Origin of the sequence: Variovorax sp. J22R115 (genome assembly GCF_030317005.1) — a bacterium.
Classification (GTDB): Bacteria; Pseudomonadota; Gammaproteobacteria; order Burkholderiales; family Burkholderiaceae_C; genus Variovorax.
In genome coordinates this window covers 55,785-70,675 of the sequence record NZ_JASZYM010000007.1, presented here as the reverse complement: position 1 = coordinate 70,675, position 14,891 = coordinate 55,785, and the positions used below count along the sequence as shown (strand labels likewise).

At 65.3% G+C, this 14,891-nt stretch carries 16 protein-coding genes; 6 read left to right on the top strand and 10 right to left on the bottom strand.

Features of this window, described 5'->3' with window-relative positions; translation table 11 throughout:
• Window position 1: 1 nt before the first annotated feature.
• The 8 genes from gspN to gspG form a co-directional block, all read right to left on the bottom strand.
• A complete protein-coding gene (gene gspN, locus QTI04_RS13820; RefSeq protein ID WP_286602834.1) occupies window positions 2-805 on the bottom strand; it encodes a type II secretion system protein N in 804 nt (267 codons plus the stop codon).
• 6 nt (window positions 806-811) lie between these two features.
• On the bottom strand, window positions 812-1,381 hold the full coding sequence (gspM, locus tag QTI04_RS13815; RefSeq protein WP_286616168.1) for a type II secretion system protein GspM: 570 nt from the start codon (window positions 1,379-1,381) through the stop codon (window positions 812-814).
• Window positions 1,378-2,589, bottom strand: coding sequence for a type II secretion system protein GspL (gene gspL, locus QTI04_RS13810; protein ID WP_286616167.1), 1,212 nt, complete (start codon window positions 2,587-2,589; stop codon window positions 1,378-1,380). The genes gspM and gspL overlap by 4 nt, the downstream gene beginning before the upstream one ends.
• A 131-nt stretch (window positions 2,590-2,720) precedes the next feature.
• The gene (gspK, locus tag QTI04_RS13805) at window positions 2,721-3,821 is read right to left on the bottom strand and encodes a type II secretion system minor pseudopilin GspK (RefSeq protein WP_286616166.1); all 1,101 of its coding nucleotides are present in this window, start codon (window positions 3,819-3,821) and stop codon (window positions 2,721-2,723) included.
• On the bottom strand, window positions 3,818-4,465 hold the full coding sequence (locus QTI04_RS13800) for a type II secretion system protein J (protein WP_286616165.1): 648 nt from the start codon (window positions 4,463-4,465) through the stop codon (window positions 3,818-3,820). Before QTI04_RS13800 ends, gspK begins: the two co-directional genes overlap by 4 nt.
• Window positions 4,465-4,815, bottom strand: coding sequence for a type II secretion system minor pseudopilin GspI (gene gspI / locus QTI04_RS13795; RefSeq protein WP_286602968.1), 351 nt, complete (start codon window positions 4,813-4,815; stop codon window positions 4,465-4,467). Before gspI ends, QTI04_RS13800 begins: the two co-directional genes overlap by 1 nt.
• A 20-nt stretch (window positions 4,816-4,835) precedes the next feature.
• Complete coding sequence (locus QTI04_RS13790; protein ID WP_286602826.1) at window positions 4,836-5,339, bottom strand: prepilin-type N-terminal cleavage/methylation domain-containing protein; 504 nt, start codon at window positions 5,337-5,339, stop codon at window positions 4,836-4,838.
• Window positions 5,314-5,754 carry a type II secretion system major pseudopilin GspG gene (gene gspG, locus QTI04_RS13785; RefSeq protein ID WP_286602824.1) on the bottom strand — a complete coding sequence of 147 codons (441 nt, stop codon included), beginning with the start codon at window positions 5,752-5,754 and terminating at the stop codon, window positions 5,314-5,316. The genes QTI04_RS13790 and gspG overlap by 26 nt, the downstream gene beginning before the upstream one ends.
• 64 nt (window positions 5,755-5,818) lie before the next feature.
• Between gspG and QTI04_RS13780 the strand changes: the two genes are divergently transcribed.
• Window positions 5,819-6,334, top strand: coding sequence for a type II secretion system protein N (locus QTI04_RS13780; RefSeq protein WP_286602823.1), 516 nt, complete (start codon window positions 5,819-5,821; stop codon window positions 6,332-6,334).
• A 6-nt stretch (window positions 6,335-6,340) separates the two neighbouring features.
• Here the strand turns inward: QTI04_RS13780 and ilvA are convergent, their stop codons facing one another.
• Window positions 6,341-7,894 (bottom strand): threonine ammonia-lyase, biosynthetic, encoded by a 1,554-nt coding sequence (gene ilvA / locus QTI04_RS13775; protein WP_286616164.1) that lies wholly within the window; start codon window positions 7,892-7,894, stop codon window positions 6,341-6,343.
• Window positions 7,895-8,143: 249 nt separating this feature from the next.
• Between ilvA and QTI04_RS13770 the strand changes: the two genes are divergently transcribed.
• Entirely contained in the window at window positions 8,144-8,593 is a 450-nt protein-coding gene (locus tag QTI04_RS13770; RefSeq protein ID WP_286602820.1) for an OsmC family protein, read from the top strand.
• A 21-nt stretch (window positions 8,594-8,614) separates the two neighbouring features.
• Here the strand turns inward: QTI04_RS13770 and coq7 are convergent, their stop codons facing one another.
• Window positions 8,615-9,244: a 2-polyprenyl-3-methyl-6-methoxy-1,4-benzoquinone monooxygenase gene (coq7, locus tag QTI04_RS13765; RefSeq protein WP_286616163.1), complete on the bottom strand. Its 630-nt coding sequence runs from the start codon at window positions 9,242-9,244 to the stop codon at window positions 8,615-8,617.
• A gap of 283 nt (window positions 9,245-9,527) precedes the next feature.
• Between coq7 and QTI04_RS13760 the strand changes: the two genes are divergently transcribed.
• The 4 genes from QTI04_RS13760 to QTI04_RS13745 all read left to right on the top strand — a co-directional run bounded on the left by QTI04_RS13760 (window position 9,528) and on the right by QTI04_RS13745 (window position 14,839).
• Window positions 9,528-10,829: a porin gene (locus QTI04_RS13760; protein ID WP_286616162.1), complete on the top strand. Its 1,302-nt coding sequence runs from the start codon at window positions 9,528-9,530 to the stop codon at window positions 10,827-10,829.
• Between the two features lie 163 nt (window positions 10,830-10,992).
• Entirely contained in the window at window positions 10,993-11,973 is a 981-nt protein-coding gene (locus tag QTI04_RS13755; RefSeq protein ID WP_286616161.1) for an ABC transporter permease, read from the top strand.
• On the top strand, window positions 11,973-13,226 hold the full coding sequence (locus tag QTI04_RS13750; RefSeq protein WP_286616160.1) for a M20 aminoacylase family protein: 1,254 nt from the start codon (window positions 11,973-11,975) through the stop codon (window positions 13,224-13,226). Before QTI04_RS13755 ends, QTI04_RS13750 begins: the two co-directional genes overlap by 1 nt.
• A 29-nt stretch (window positions 13,227-13,255) precedes the next feature.
• A complete protein-coding gene (locus QTI04_RS13745) occupies window positions 13,256-14,839 on the top strand; it encodes an ABC transporter substrate-binding protein (protein ID WP_286616159.1) in 1,584 nt (527 codons plus the stop codon).
• The last annotated feature ends 52 nt before the right edge of the window (window positions 14,840-14,891 follow it).

Sequence of the window (14,891 nt, the reverse complement as noted above, 5' to 3'; positions counted from 1 at the left end):
GTCAACCCAGTGTGATGAGCGAGCGCGCGCCTTCGCGTCGCCCGATGATGTTCAACAAGTTCGAAAGTGCGTCTTCCCGCCCCGGCGCTGCGCTGGCCTCCCCGTCGAATCGGAAAGCGAGGCCGTTCCAGCGGCCGCTGCCGCTGAGCTGCAGGCTGCTTCCATCGCGTGTGGTCAGCAGGAGGGTCGGCGCAGCGCCTCCCTCGAGGGCAACGCGGTAGCTGCCCATCGGTTTCAAGGTCGAGAGACTGGAAGAAATGTCGGTGGCGTCGAGCGTTGCGCGCCCTTCGAGCGCCAATTGCGGACCGCTCGAGCGCAGGACGAAGGCCTGGGTCGAAACGTCCAGCATGCCGTCGAGCTTGAGCGTGTTCCATGGCGCGCCGAAGCCGGCGAGCATCGCGGCGGGCCAGCGCGACTGGCCGTCGCGCCATTCGAGCTCGAGGCCGCTCGCACGCGGACGCGCGTTGAATTCGAGCGGCTTGGCCGCGCAGCAGGAGAGATCGAGCGCGGCCGTCACTCCGTCCCAGCGCGGCCGCAATGTCCAGCCGAGCGTTCCGGGCAGCGAGATCGCCTCCGCGCCGCCTGCGCCGCTCGAGAACACGACACCGGCCGATCCGGTCCAGACCGTTCCGCGTGCGTTGACCAGTTGCAGGTGGCCGTTGCTCCACCGGGCCAGGCCGGCCGCGAGCCAGCGTGCCGGCGCAAAAAGCGAGAACGCCAGCAAGGTGCCGATAAGCATGCCGAGCACGGCCCATCGCCAGGCGGACTTGGCGGGGGCGTCGGGGCTGGGGAAACGTGTGGCCATGCTGGGTCAGCGCGCAGGCAGGCTCATGACCACGGTGCCGTCCCATCGCACGCGCGGCGAATCCCCTGTCGTCGCGGAGGCGGGCTGGGACGAGGATGGAGGCGAAGGAGGCGAAGCGCTCTGCGTGCTGCGGGTCAGGTGCACTTCGCGCGGAACGGCACGCGCGTTGCTGCGTGCCTGTCCGAACCACTGGGCGAGCGCGTCCGCCGGCACCGAGCGCAGTGCGATGGTCACGCCCTCGCCGGCGCCCGCGGGTTGCATCTGCGCGTTGGGGCCGAGGTTCTGGCGCACCGATGTCTCGAGACCGCGCATGGCGTCGTCGCGGCTCGCGCGTGGCTGGGATTGCAGGGCCTTGGCCTGCGTTTGCAGGCTGGTCATCCGCTGCAATTGGACATCGAGCTGCGCGTGTTCGGCCGGTGCCGACGACAGCGTGCGCAGCGCCGGGGCCAGCGCCACCCACCAGAACAGCGCAAGCACGACGAGCGCGGCTGCGATGGCGATCATGCGTTGCTCGCGCGGCTCGAGTTCGGGCCACCAGGCCTGCCAGCGCGCCTTGAGTGATTCGAACCCCTTCATCGTGCTGCCTCCGCCGACTGCACGAGAAGCAGGTCGCCCTCGCTGCGGGCGTTGTAGCCGCGCGATGCCATGGCGGCGGTCACGTTGCCGAGCTCCGCGGCTTGCAGGCCGAGGCCGCGCAATCGCAGCTGGCCGGCGCTGAAGTCGATGGCAGTGGGCGCGCGGCCTCGCGGGAGACTCGCGGCCAGCGCGCCGAGCATGGGTTCGAAGTCGCTGGCCGTGACGCCACCGGTCGCTAGCTGCAATGCGGCGACTTCGCGCTGCATCTGGAGCGGGGCGTCGACCACCAGTTGCACCGAGGGGAAAGTCTGCGTGAGCACGTTGCGTATCGCATGGCGCTTGGCATCGAGCGCATTGCGCTCCTTCCAGGCCCATGCGTTGAGGCCGATCAGTTGCGCCAGCACCAGGATCACGGCGCCCCATCGGGCGGCGCGCCACTGCGGGCCGTGCCACAGCGCGCGCGAGATCGCGACGAACTTCTTGCCCGCGCGGGCGCGGCCGGTGGAGGCGAGATCGAATTGAGCGAGGTCCCACTGCGATTCGCTGGCCCGGAGCCAGCGTTCCGCGGGCTTGACGATGGGAACGCGATAGCCGAGCACGCTTTCTGCCAGTTCGGCGACCGCGGGTTCGGCCAGCGCGGTAGTGTCAACGGGAAGGTTGCCGGCCAGCGCGAGACCGGCGCTGTCGAGTGGCAGCATCGCGACCCCGTCGGTGCCGCAAACCACGCACAGTGCCGCGCCAGGTTCGCCGATGGCGAAGACCATGGTCGGGACCCCGGCCGGCTGGGGTGCGAACTCCGGAATGATGCGTGTGACGCGGCGTCCCACAGCTTCAAGCGCCTGCACGGCGCTGCGAAGCCAGATCCGGTTGCACGCCGCCACCCAGACGGGGACGCCCACGCGGGCCCCGGGTTCCAGTGCGAAATGCAGGGATTCGGGATCGTCGAGCAGGCGGTCTTCGAGCAGGCCGTTGAGCACCGAGCGCAGGCGCACCGCGCCGCTCATGCTGCCCTGCGGCAAGGTGACCTGGTGCCACGAGAGCATGGCGGAGGGGACGCCGAGGATGACTTCGTCGCTCGCCGGCAGCAGCGCAGGCGGCGCGCTCCCCTGCGAACGCAGCTTGCGGCCGTCGCTGGACCACGCCGACCAGCCGTATTCGGCGGTGGCCGAACCGGGTGTGAGAGGAATGGTTACAAGCAGCAAGGCCATGGAGAAAACGAAAGGGTCACTATTGTAGAAGTGGGGTCATCGCAGGCGCTACAAATTTGATAGCGTCTCACGCAGATGCTACGGGCGCTGCGCAAATTTTTGATCCAATAGGGCTGGCGACGCTCGCGGGGTCAGGATTTGGGTGGCGCCACCGTGGCGCCCGCGCCACGCTCTCGCCAGACGATTCGGACTTCGATGCCGTCCCGACGCAACAGGGTTTGCTCGTCCACCCAGGCGCTTTCGAGGCGCAGTCGGGCATGGACTTCGAAGTAGTTGGTTGCGATGCTGTGCTGACCCTCGCTGAACTGCGCCGTGCTTGGCTGGACCAGCGCATTGGCGTCGGCGAGGCTGCGGAAATAGGCTCGCGCCCTACGCTCGACCAGCCGCTTGGCACTTGCGAGATCCAGCGTCGGTACGCTGGCGAACAGTGCTTCGGCGCTGGCCGTGTTGATGTTCAGCTTTGTGCCGCCCGTTGGCAGGATGGTGACATAGGGTTCCAGGGCCGCCGCGGTCGTCGGGGACACGCCCAGCCAGACCAACTGGTCGGTGTGCTGAGGTATCAAGGGGCCGGTGGCCGATGTGGAGGTGTCGGTTTCCGCCGCCGTTGTTGTCGGGGTCGTGGTGGGTACGGGAGTCACCGGCGTCGTGCCCGTGGTTCCCGTCGTGCCCGTGGTCCCGGCCGGCGCGCTCACCGTGGCTGGAAGTGCCCGCTGCAGGTTGCTGACCATCAACTGGACTTCCTGGGCAGGCAGCCCGAGCAACTGGAAGAGCTTTTCGAAGGCCTTGACGGCTGACTCCACCGGCTTGCCGCCTTCCACCAGATTCCTCACATTGAGCTTGGATTGCGCGTCGATGATGCGCCCCGAAAGAAAGGCGTCGGGCAGCCCTTCGAGCGCATCGCTGGCGATGTTCTTGTCTGCGGCGAGGAAACTGGTCAGCTTGGCTTCTGCCAGCGGAATGGCCCAGGGTTCGGCAAGATGATCGGCCCCGCCAGTGACGGCGTTGGCGCGGGCGTCCTCCCGCAGGATCAGCCGGGACCAGTCGAGCGCCCCGATCAGGATCCAGCCGGACTGCACCCGCGCCCGCTCCGCCCCTTCGATCTCCGTCGCGCGCCATTGCTGCCAGAGTGCCGCCACTGCAAAGGTCGCGACCAGCGTGACGGTGAGCATCGCCGTCAGGAGTGCGGCGCCGAACTCACGCCGGCTTGCATGAATGGGAATGCGGCGCTTCATGTCTTGGGCACCGTCACCGAGGGCCGCACCCAGTCGCGCGTGAGGAGGCCCGCGAGCGCCGGGCCCGGCGGCAGGCTCAGGACCAGCCGCACGCCGTCGGGCAGGGGCGTGTTGGTTCCCAGCGCTTCGGCGCTGACGGCGGGCGACCAGCTGTCGTTGCGGAAGTAGTAGATCTGCCAGCCGTCGGCCGGCATCAGGTCGACCTCCGCACCGCGAGCCTCGTTGCTGCCGTCCTCTGCCCAGGCGGAGGCACGGTCCCAGGCCTGCTGCCACTCCGCGCGAGTCGTGAAGCCGGGCGACTGCCAGCGGCGCCAGTGCGTGCCGGTGGCAGCGTCCGTGCGCAAGGTCCAGGCCACCACGTAGACACGCGGCGTGCCGCCATCCGTGCTGCGCCGGGTGAGACGCAGCACGCGACCGTTCCAATCCATCGCGCGGGTCTGCGACAGCGCCACGGTGGCGTCGAGATCGGCGCCCCATTGGGCCAGCGCGGTCTGCAGCGTGAGCACGGCGTCGCCGCGCTCGCGGTTCTGGGCCTGCGCGCGCGCCATTCCATCGAGGCCGCGCCAGCTCATCAGCGCGAGCAGCGCCATGACCGAGATCGCGACCAGCAATTCGATCAGCGTGAAGCCGCGCGTCCTGCGCATCAGTAGCGGCCCACCACGGTGGAGAGCCGCAGTACCGGTGCCTCGTCGGCATCGCGAACCTGCACGTCGACGCGGCGGAAGTTGGGGTTCAGCGTGGGCGTGGTCGAGACCGTGACGCCGAAGTTCACGTTGGCCTGGGTGCAGATCAGGCCCGCATCGCCGACGGCGGGAAGTTGCCGCGCCAGGCGGGCCTTGATCAGCTCGTTCTCGGCGCACATTTGCGCCAGCATCACGTCGGACTGGCGCTGCGCATTGCGCGTGAGCGCCATCGTCGCCTGCGTGCCGGCCATCAGCGCGATCGCGACGATGCCCAGCGCGACCAGCACCTCGATCAGCGTGAAGCCGAGCATGCGGCTTCGGAACTGCCGCTTCACGGCGTTACCACCGCGAAGGGGCGCAGCCCGTCGGTGCCGATGCGCAGGCTGCGGCTCGGCGGACCATCGGAGGTGATCAGCACCTGCTGCGCCGCGATGATCGGATCGGGGCCCAGTTGAAGTGCCGGCACGGCGGCGCCCTCCGCCGTCATCGGCTGGGCCGTGATGCCGTCGGCGAGCCATGCCGTAGGCAGCGAGTTGGATGGCAGGCCATCGAAGCTGAAATTGCCCGGCCCATCCGGCGTGGGGCGCCAGCGCACCGCGACCCCGGCAGCGCGTGATTGCGCGCGGGCGGCTTCGAGCAGGGCGGCGAGCCGCTCGGCTTCGCGGTCGAGCGTCGCCTGGCCGGAGTCCCGCATCGCCATCCCGACGCCGGCCGTGGCCAGCGCGATGATGGCTATCACGACCAACAGTTCGAGCAGCGTGAACCCGCCAGTCCCGCGATGGGCGCTTTGGGGTGGACGGCAGCGCGTCTTACTGCCAGCTGCCGATGTCGGCATTCTTGCCTTCGCCGCCAGGCTGGCCATCGGCGCCGAGCGAAAGCACATCGATCTCGCCCTTGATGCCCGGATTCAGGTACTGGTAGGGGCGGCCCCACGGGTCGTTCGGGAGCTTTTCGACGTAGGGCTTCCAGTTGGGGGCTGCCGGGCCGGCCGTCGGCCGAGTGAGCAGCGCCTGCAGGCCCTGCTCACCCGTGGGATAGCGCTGGTTGTCGAGTCGGTAGAGCTTGAGTGCCTGCATGAGGTTGTTGACGTCGGTCTTGGCCGCCGTCACGCGGGCATCGTCCGCGCGTTCGATGACGTTCGGCACGATCAGCGCGGCGAGCACGCCGATGATCACCAGTACGACCATCAGTTCGATCAGGGTGAAGCCGCGTTGCAGCGTGCGCGAAAGGGAACGGTGAGAAAGAGGCATGAAAGGTGTGGTGAGAGCGTCGGGGGCAGCGCGTGCCGCGTTCGGTGAATGATAATCCGGGCCCATGTCAGTTCCCTATGCTCCTGCTCGCTGGCCTGTAGCCACAGCGACGACCGGTCTCTGGGGGCTTGCGGCCGCGAGCATCGTGTTCTGGGGACTGAGGCTGGCTGCGCCTTCCGACGCCATGGCGCCGCCCGCGGTGGCCAGCACGCCGCAGGCCGCCGCCGATCCAGCCGCCGTCGCCCAATTGCTGGGCGCCGTCCCGACGCAGGCTACGGCGGTGGCCGCGCCCGAAGCCGCGAGTCGGTTCGCGCTGCTCGGCGTGGTGGCGGACAGCGACGGGCAGGGCGCCGCGCTCATTGCCGTCGACGGCAAGCCCGCGAAGCCTTTCCGGGTAGGCGCCAAGGTCGAGGAAGGCTATGTGCTCCAGTCGGTCACGACACGCGCGGCCTCCCTGGGCGCCAGTGCGGATTCGGCGGCGGCGTTCACGTTGCAACTGCCGACGCGCCCGCTGGCAGTGATGTCGCCGCCAACCGCGTCCACGCCGCCGCCCGTGACTGCGCCGGCCCCGCGGCGCTGAGCGGCTTCAGGCCTGCAGGAACAGCCGGTACGCCGGGTTGGTGGTCTCTTCCACGAAGGGATATCCCAGCGTCTGGAGAAACTCGTCGAAGGCCGCGTTGTCCGCGCCGGGCACTTGCAGGCCGACCAGGATGCGACCGTAGTCGGCACCCTGATTCCGGTAGTGGAAGAGGCTGATGTTCCAGTTGGGCCGCAACAGGCTCAGGAACTTCAGCAGCGCACCAGGACGCTCGGGGAAAACGAAGCGCAGCAGACGTTCGTCCTTTGCCAGGCCGGTGCGGCCGCCGACAAGATGACGGATGTGCTCCTTGGCGAGTTCGTCGTGCGTGAGGTCGATCGCGCCGAAACCGTGTGCCACGAAGGTTTCGGCAATCGTCTTCGATTCGCCTCGCGTGGTCGTCGTCAGGCCGACGAAGACGTGCGCCTCTTTCGAATCGCTGATCCTGTAGTTGAACTCCGTCACGTTGCGCGATGCGCCCGGCAATTGGCCGACCAGTTCGCAGAAGCGGCGGAAGCTGCCGCGCTCCTCGGGAATCGTCACCGCGAACAACCCCTCGCGCTCCTCGCCCACCTCAGCCCGCTCTGCGACGAAGCGGAGGCGGTCGAAGTTCATGTTCGCGCCGCAGAGGATAGCGGCGTAGGTTTCGCCGCGCTTGCCCCGATCCTCGACATACTGCTTGATCGCAGCGACGGCAAGCGCGCCGGCCGGTTCGACGATGCTGCGCGTGTCGATGAACACATCCTTTATGCCGGCGCAGACCGCATCGGTGTCGACCGTGACGAACTCGTCCACCAGGTCGCTTGCGATGCGGAAGGTTTCCTCGCCGACCAACTTGACGGCGGTGCCATCCGAGAAGAGGCCGACGTCGGGCAGCGTCACCCGCTCATGGGCGGCGACCGACTGCATCATCGCGTCCGAGTCGTTCATCTGCACGCCAATGACTTTGATCTCCGGGCGTACGGCCTTGATGTAGTTGGCCACGCCGGCGATCAATCCGCCACCGCCGATGGCGACGAACACGGCGTCCAGCGGTCCTTGATGCTGGCGAAGGATCTCCATCGCGATGGTGCCCTGGCCGGCGATCACGTCCGGGTCGTCGAAGGGGTGGACAAAGGTCAGGCCGTGCTGCCTTTGCTGCTCGACCGCGTACCCGTACGCGTCGGAGTAGCTGTCACCGTGCAGATGCACTTCGCCGCCGAGGGCGCGAACGGCATCGACCTTGAGTTGCGGCGTGGTCACCGGCATCACGACCACGGCGCGAACCCCCAGCTTGTGGGCAGACAGGGCCACGCCCTGGGCATGGTTGCCGGCAGAAGCGCAGATCACGCCTTTCGCGAGTTGTTCTTCGCTCAGATGCGCCATCTTGTTGTAGGCGCCACGCAGCTTGAAGCTGAATACGGGTTGCTGGTCTTCGCGCTTGAGCAGCACCGTATTGCCGAGCCTCGCGCTGAGCGCGCGTGCCGGCTCGAGGGCCGATTCCACTGCCACGTCGTAGACGCGCGCGGTGAGAATTTTCTTGAGGTAGTCGGCAGGGGTGAGAGGCATGGTCGGCGTGGACATAGGGCCGCGATCATAGGCCTGCCGATGCAGGGGCTGGAGAGCCCAAGAAAAAAGCCCCGGGCCTTGCGGCTCGGGGCTAAATCCACCAATTGGGAGGGTGGAGGAGACAACCTGCGCACACGTGTCGGTGTGCAATGAAATAAAGTATATCGACTGTTTGTTGCATTGCAACAAGCGAGTTGCGCTTTTTGAACACTAAATCACGCGGATGGGGGTTTTGGACCCTCTATCGCGCGTCCTGGAGCAAAGATGGAATGCACAGTGAGTTGGACCGGCAACACCGGCACGCGATCGGCCATGGGATTCGTCGCCGAGACCGGAACGGGCCACGTCCTGATGATGGATGGAGCGCCCGACGGCGCAAAGCCCGAAAACGGCGGACAGAACCTCGCCCCCCGTCCAATGGAAACCCTTTTGGCAGGCACCGGGGGATGCACGGCCTACGACGTGGTGCTCATTTTGAAGCGGGGACGCCACCAGGTGGAGCGTTGCAGCGTCAAGCTGACCAGCGAACGCGCGGAGAAGGACCCCAAGGTCTTCACAAAGATCCACATGCATTTCACCGTTGCGGGCAAAAATATTCCGGCCGCTGCGGTGGAACGCGCGATCGCCCTGAGCCACGACACTTATTGCTCGGCAAGCGTCATGTTGGGAAAGACCGCGGAGATCACGACCAGTTTCGATCTGATCGAGATCTGACGGCGTCGGCCCTGCGCTCGTTCAGATCCGGTGGGCGACGGTCGTCATCACCCGGGAGGCCATGCGCATCAGGGCTTTCGCAGGCGCCGGGAGTTCCGCCGCGCCCGCACTCCACGCCTGCGCGGCGTGACGCGCCTCGTCGAGTTTCATCTGGTTGATGACGGCCCGCGATGCGGCATCACCCGCCGGCAGCCGGTCGAGGTGACCATCGAGATGGGCCTCCACTTGGCGCTCCGTCTCGGCAACGAAGCCGAGGCTCAATGAATCCCCTAGTCGGCCTGCAACGAGACCCAGGCCGAATGCGCCCAGGTACCAGATCGGGTTCAGCACCGAAGGATGAGCGCCGAGTTCATCCAGACGTTGCAGAGTCCAGGCCAGGTGATCCGTTTCCTCGCGCGCTGCGTCGCTGAAGTGCATCCGCAGCGCCGGATCCCGGGTGACCGCTGCTTGCGCCGTATACAAGGCTTGGGCGCAGACCTCGCCAACGTGATTGATGCGCATCAAGGCCCCGGCTTCCCGTCGTTCCGCTTCGCTCAGCGTGCCTGCCGGGGTTGCGGGTGCGGGAGTTTCCCTGGTCGCGTGCGGCTTGGTGAATAGTGTGCGCAGCGCCGCGTCTGCCACTGCCAGGACGGAGTCGAGAGATGAGGTCATGGCCCGATTGAACCCGAAACACAAAAAGTCACAACTCGCAGGGCAAATCCTTTCACATAGTGGTGTCGCAAAATCCCCAGAACCTTTGTTGCACTGCTGCAACGAAACGCCTCGACCGCCCCTGTTTTCGGGCGATTTGTTTTGCCCTGGCGAAGCGGCTCTGGTGCAATAGCGACAACTTCCCAAAAGGAGGTTGGCCCGGGGTCCGGTGGGAGCACAAAAGTGCCAGTCACGGTGAGCCCTTCGCACCGGAGCCCTATGTTTAACCTTGGAGAAACTTGCAATGAAAAAATCTCTAGTTGCCCTGGCTGCTCTGGCTGTCGCCGGCGTCGCCTCGGCTCAGTCGTCTGTCACGTTGTTCGGCGTGGTTGACGCCGCTGTCAGCGGCTATTCCAACGACACGGAAGACCTGTTCGGCAACAAAATCACGACGAAGGCCACCAAGCTGACCAACTCGGGCTACAACTCCAGCCGTCTGGGCTTCCGTGGTACGGAAGACCTCGGTGGTGGCCTGGCAGCCAGCTTCTGGCTCGAAGCCGGTATCAACAACGACGAAGGACTCGGCCAGACCATCTCCGGCGTTGCCCCGACGGCCCAAGGCGGCGGCGGTTTGACGTTCAATCGTCGTGCAACGGTGAGCCTGTCGGGCGCATTCGGTGAAGTTCGCCTCGGTCGCGACTACACCCCGACGTTCTGGAACGACACCGTGTTCGATCCGTTCGGCACCAACGGCGTCGGTACCAACCTGATCTCGACGGCCAACGGCTACAACAGCGGCAACGCTTCGAACAGCGGCTTCACGGTGAACAACCAGTACGTTCGCTCCAGCAACTCGATCGGCTACTTCCTGCCGCCGAACCTGGGTGGCTTCTACGGTCAGTTCATGTACGCCTTCAACGAGAAGGCCAGTCTGGATCCGGGCGTGCTGGTTCAGCCGACCATCCCCGCTGGTTTTGCTTTCAATGATTCGCGTACCGGCCGTTACATCGGCGGTCGCGTTGGCTACGCCAACGGTCCTCTGGACGTCGCGATCTCCTACGCTGAAACGACCCTGGCCAGCCAGTTCTACCAAGGCACCACCTCGAAGCTCGATTCGGGCAGCATCGGTGCTTCGTACGACTTCGGCGTCGTGAAGCTGTTCGGTGAGTACGCCAAGTCTGATACGAAGTTCGACACGACCGCGATCACCGTGGCCAATGCGTTCGGCGTCCGCGAACCCGGCGCTGACGGTTGGCTGCTCGGCGTGACCGTGCCGGTCGGCCCTGGCCTGATCCGCGCTGCTTACTCTGCTGTCGACTACAAGAACACGACGCCTCGTGCACAAGTGTTCGGCCTGGACGAACCCAAGGCGAGCAAGTGGGCCCTCGGCTACGTGCACAACCTGTCGAAGCGCACGGCTCTGTACGCAACGGTGGCTTACATCGACAACAAGAATGGCTCTGACCTGACCATCGGCAACAGCCCCGAGTACTTCGGCAATGCCCCGGCAACGCTGCCCACCGGCGCCCCGAACCCGCTGTTTGTGCCGAACCTGACCCCGAAGAGCTCGATGGGCTACGACTTCGGTATCCGTCACGCTTTCTGATCTGACGCTGGCGTAAGCCAGTATCAAGGGAAGTTCTTGAAGCCATCCGATGCAAGTCGGATGGCTTTTTTCATTGGAGCAACGCAAGTGTTGACCCCCCGGGGAACTCCCGCATGGGCACGTAGTTTGCTCTGCTAGCATCATTGAAAACTTCGTTTCCTGAATGATCGCTTTCGTATTGCGCCGCCTGATCCAAGCCGTCATCGTGATGGTCGCGGTTGCCTTCATCGCCTTCCTTCTCTTCCAGTACGTGGGTGACCCGGTGGTGTTCCTGCTTGGCCAGGACGCCAAGCCGGAGCAGGTCCACGAGCTCCGTGAAAGCCTGGGGCTCGACAAGCCCTTCTTCGTGCAGTTCTGGCACTTCCTCCTCAACGCCGCGCAAGGTGAGTTCGGCCTCAGCTTGCGGCAAGGAGCGAAGGTGTCGCGCCTGATTGGCGAACGCTTCCCCGCCACGCTGGAACTCGCATTGGTCGCAGCCGTTCTCGCGTTGGCCATCGGCATTCCGATGGGCGTCTACACGGCGCTGCGGCGCGGCAGCTTCATGAGCCAGGTGTTCATGACGATCTCCCTGCTGGGCGTCTCGTTGCCCACCTTTCTGATCGGCATCCTGCTGATCCTTGTCTTCGCCGTCCTGCTCGGCTGGTTCCCGAGCTTCGGACGTGGCGACACCGTGCAACTCGGCTGGTGGAGCACGGGCCTATTGAAGGCCGACGGCTGGCTTCACATTGTGTTGCCCGCAGTCACACTCGCCATCTTTCAACTCACATTGATCATGCGGCTCGTGCGCGCTGAGATGCTCGAGGTTCTGCGCACCGACTACATCAAGTTCGCTCGTGCACGCGGTCTCTCGGACCGTGCGATCCATTTCGGGCATGCGCTGAAGAACACTCTGGTGCCTGTGATGACAATCACCGGCCTCCAACTCGGCGGCCTGATTGCCTTTGCAATCATCACGGAATCGGTGTTCCAGTGGCCTGGCATGGGCCTGCTGTTCATCCAGGCCGTGACCTTTGCCGACATCCCTGTGATGGCGGCCTATCTGTGCTTGATCGCACTCATTTTTGTCGTCATCAATCTCGTGGTCGATTTGCTCTACTTCGTGGTCGACCCGCGGTTGCGTATTGGCAACGCTGGAGGTCACTGATGACTGAGCCTCGTCTGCAAGCGGCGGGGAGGGCGTTCGCCCACATCGCCCGCTTCTATCCTGAAATCACCGCTTTCCGTCGCGACCTGCACGCGCATCCCGAACTCGGCTTCGAAGAGGTCTATACGTCCGGCCGCGTCCAGGAGGCGTTGAGGGCCTGCGGCGTGGACGAGGTCCACACCGGCATCGGCAAGACCGGTGTGGTGGGCGTGATCCGCGGCGCTTCGACGGCGAGCGGCCGCATGATCGGCCTGCGCGCGGACATGGATGCCTTGCCGATGTGCGAGGACAACGACTTTCCATGGCGTTCCGCCAAGAACGGGCTCATGCATGGCTGCGGCCATGACGGTCACACTGCGATGCTGGTCGGCGCGGCGCGCTATCTCGCAGAGACCCGCAACTTCGACGGCACCGCGGTCCTGATCTTCCAGCCGGGCGAAGAAGGCTTCGCCGGTGCGCGCGTGATGATCGAGGACGGCCTCTTCGACCGCTTCCCCGTCGATTCGGTCTATGCCATGCACAACTGGCCGGGCATGCCGGCCGGCACGGTGGGCATCAATCGCGGCGCGATGATGGCCGCGGCCGATCGCATCACCATCGAGGTCACGGGCAAGGGCGGGCACGGCGCGCACGCCTATCTGACGGTCGATCCGGTCGTGGTGTCCGCGCACATCATCACAGCGGTGCAGAGCATCGTCTCGCGCAACGTGCGGCCCATCGACGCGGCTGTGATCAGCATTTGTGCAGTGAGTGCGGGCGACCTGGGGGCGATGAGCGTGGTGCCGGGCAAGGCCACGCTGGTCGGTACCGTGCGCACGTTCAGCTCCAGGGTGCAGGAGCAGGTGGAGCGCCGATTGGCGGAACTATGCACCGCGGTTGCTGGCGGCTTTGGTGCCACGGCCACCGTCAAGTTCGAGCGGATCTACCCCGCTACCATCAACACCGCGCCGGAAGCCGTGTTTGCAGGCGACGTCGCGCAGTCGCTGGTGGGCGCGCACAACGTCGAGCGCAACATGGAACCGAGCATGGGCGCCGAAGACTTTTCCTTCATGCTGCAGAAGAAGGCGGGCGCCTACCTGCGCATCGGCCAGGACGTCAGGGGCGGCGCCTTCCTGCACAACAGCCGGTACGACTTCAACGACGAGATACTGCCGCTCGGCGCCGCGTTGCATGCGGGCTTGATCGAGCATGGCATGCCGCTGGTCGTCGCGGCCGAGAAACCCAAAAACAAGATCGCTTCGACGGCGTCTTGAGTCTTTCCAACCCCGAGGAGTGCTTTCCCATGAGTCTGAAGAAAAGTATGGTTGCTGCAGCGGTTCTGTCCGTCCTGGCGGCCACGAGCTTGATGGCCGGTGCGCAAACCATTCGCATTGCGAACCAGGGCGATGCACTCTCTCTGGACCCGCACTCGCTCAACGAGACGCTCCAATTGAGCACGACCGCCAACGTCTACGAGATGCTGGTGGGACGCAACAAGGACCTGACCCTGGCACCATTGCTGGCCACGAGCTGGAAGCAGACATCGCCCACGGTCTGGCGTTTCGAACTGCGCAAGGGCGTGCAGTTCCACGACGGCACGCCGTTCTCGGCGGATGACGTGGTGTTCAGCTTCAAGCGCGCGGCGGGCGAGGGCTCTGACATGCAGGGCAACACCACCGACATCAAGGAAGTGCGCAAGGTGGGCGATCTCGCGGTCGAGATCGAAACCCGCGGCCCCTTCCCTATCCTCCCCGACGTGATCTCTCAGTTGATGATCATGAGCAAGAAGTGGTGCGAGGAGAACCAGGCGACCCGGCCGGTCGATCGCCGCAAGGGCATCGAGAACACCGCGTCGTTCAAGGCCAACGGCACCGGACCGTTCCGTGTGCGCGAGCGCCAGCCCAATGTGCGCACGGTCTTCGTGCGCAACAACAACTACTGGGGCAAGATCGAAGGCAACGTCCAGGAAGTCGTCTTCACGCCGATCGCCAATCCCGCGACGCGTGTCGCCGCGCTGATCTCGGGCGAAGTCGATGTGATGGAGCCGGTGCCGGTGCAGGACGTCGCACGCGTCAACGCGAGTCCGAACGCACGCGTCATCGCCGGCCCGGAACTGCGGACCATCTTCCTGGGCATGGACCAGAAACGCGACGAGCTGTTGTATTCCAGCGTCAAAGGCAAGAACCCATTCAAGGACAAGCGCGTCCGCCAGGCCTTCTACCAGGCCATCGATATTTCCGGCATCCAGCGCACCGTGATGCGTGGCGCGTCGCGTCCCACTGCACTGTTGGTGGGGCCGGGCATCAACGGCTGGACCGCCGAGCAGGACAAGCGTCTGCCCTACGACGTCGAAGCGGCAAAGAAGCTGATGGCCGATGCGGGCTACCCCAACGGCTTCGAAGTGACGATGAACTGCCCGAATGACCGCTACGTCAACGACGGCCAGATCTGCCAGAGCGTGGCGGCCAGCCTCGCGAAGATCGGCGTGAAGATCAACCTCGCGGCCGAAACGAAGGGCACCTACTTCCCGAAGGTCCTTCGGCGCGACACCAGCTTCTACATGCTCGGCTGGACGCCGACCACGTACGACTCGCACAACGCGCTCAGTTCTCTGGCGGCTTGCGTCGACGACAAGGGAACCGGCCAGTTCAACCTCGGCGCCTACTGCAATCCCAAGGTGGACGAACTGACCAAGAAGATCCAGTCGGAGACCGACAAGACCAAGCGCGACGCGATGATCAAGGAAGCCTTCACGATCCACGCCGACGACGTGGGCCACCTGCCGCTGCACCAGCAATCACTGGCATGGGGCGTGAGCAAGAAGGTCGAACTGACGCAGCTCGCGGACAACTGGATGATGTTCAAGTGGATGAGCATCAAGCCTTGAGCGCGTGACCCTCCCAAGCTACCGCACCTCGTGTCGTCGCTGCCCCCGAGGG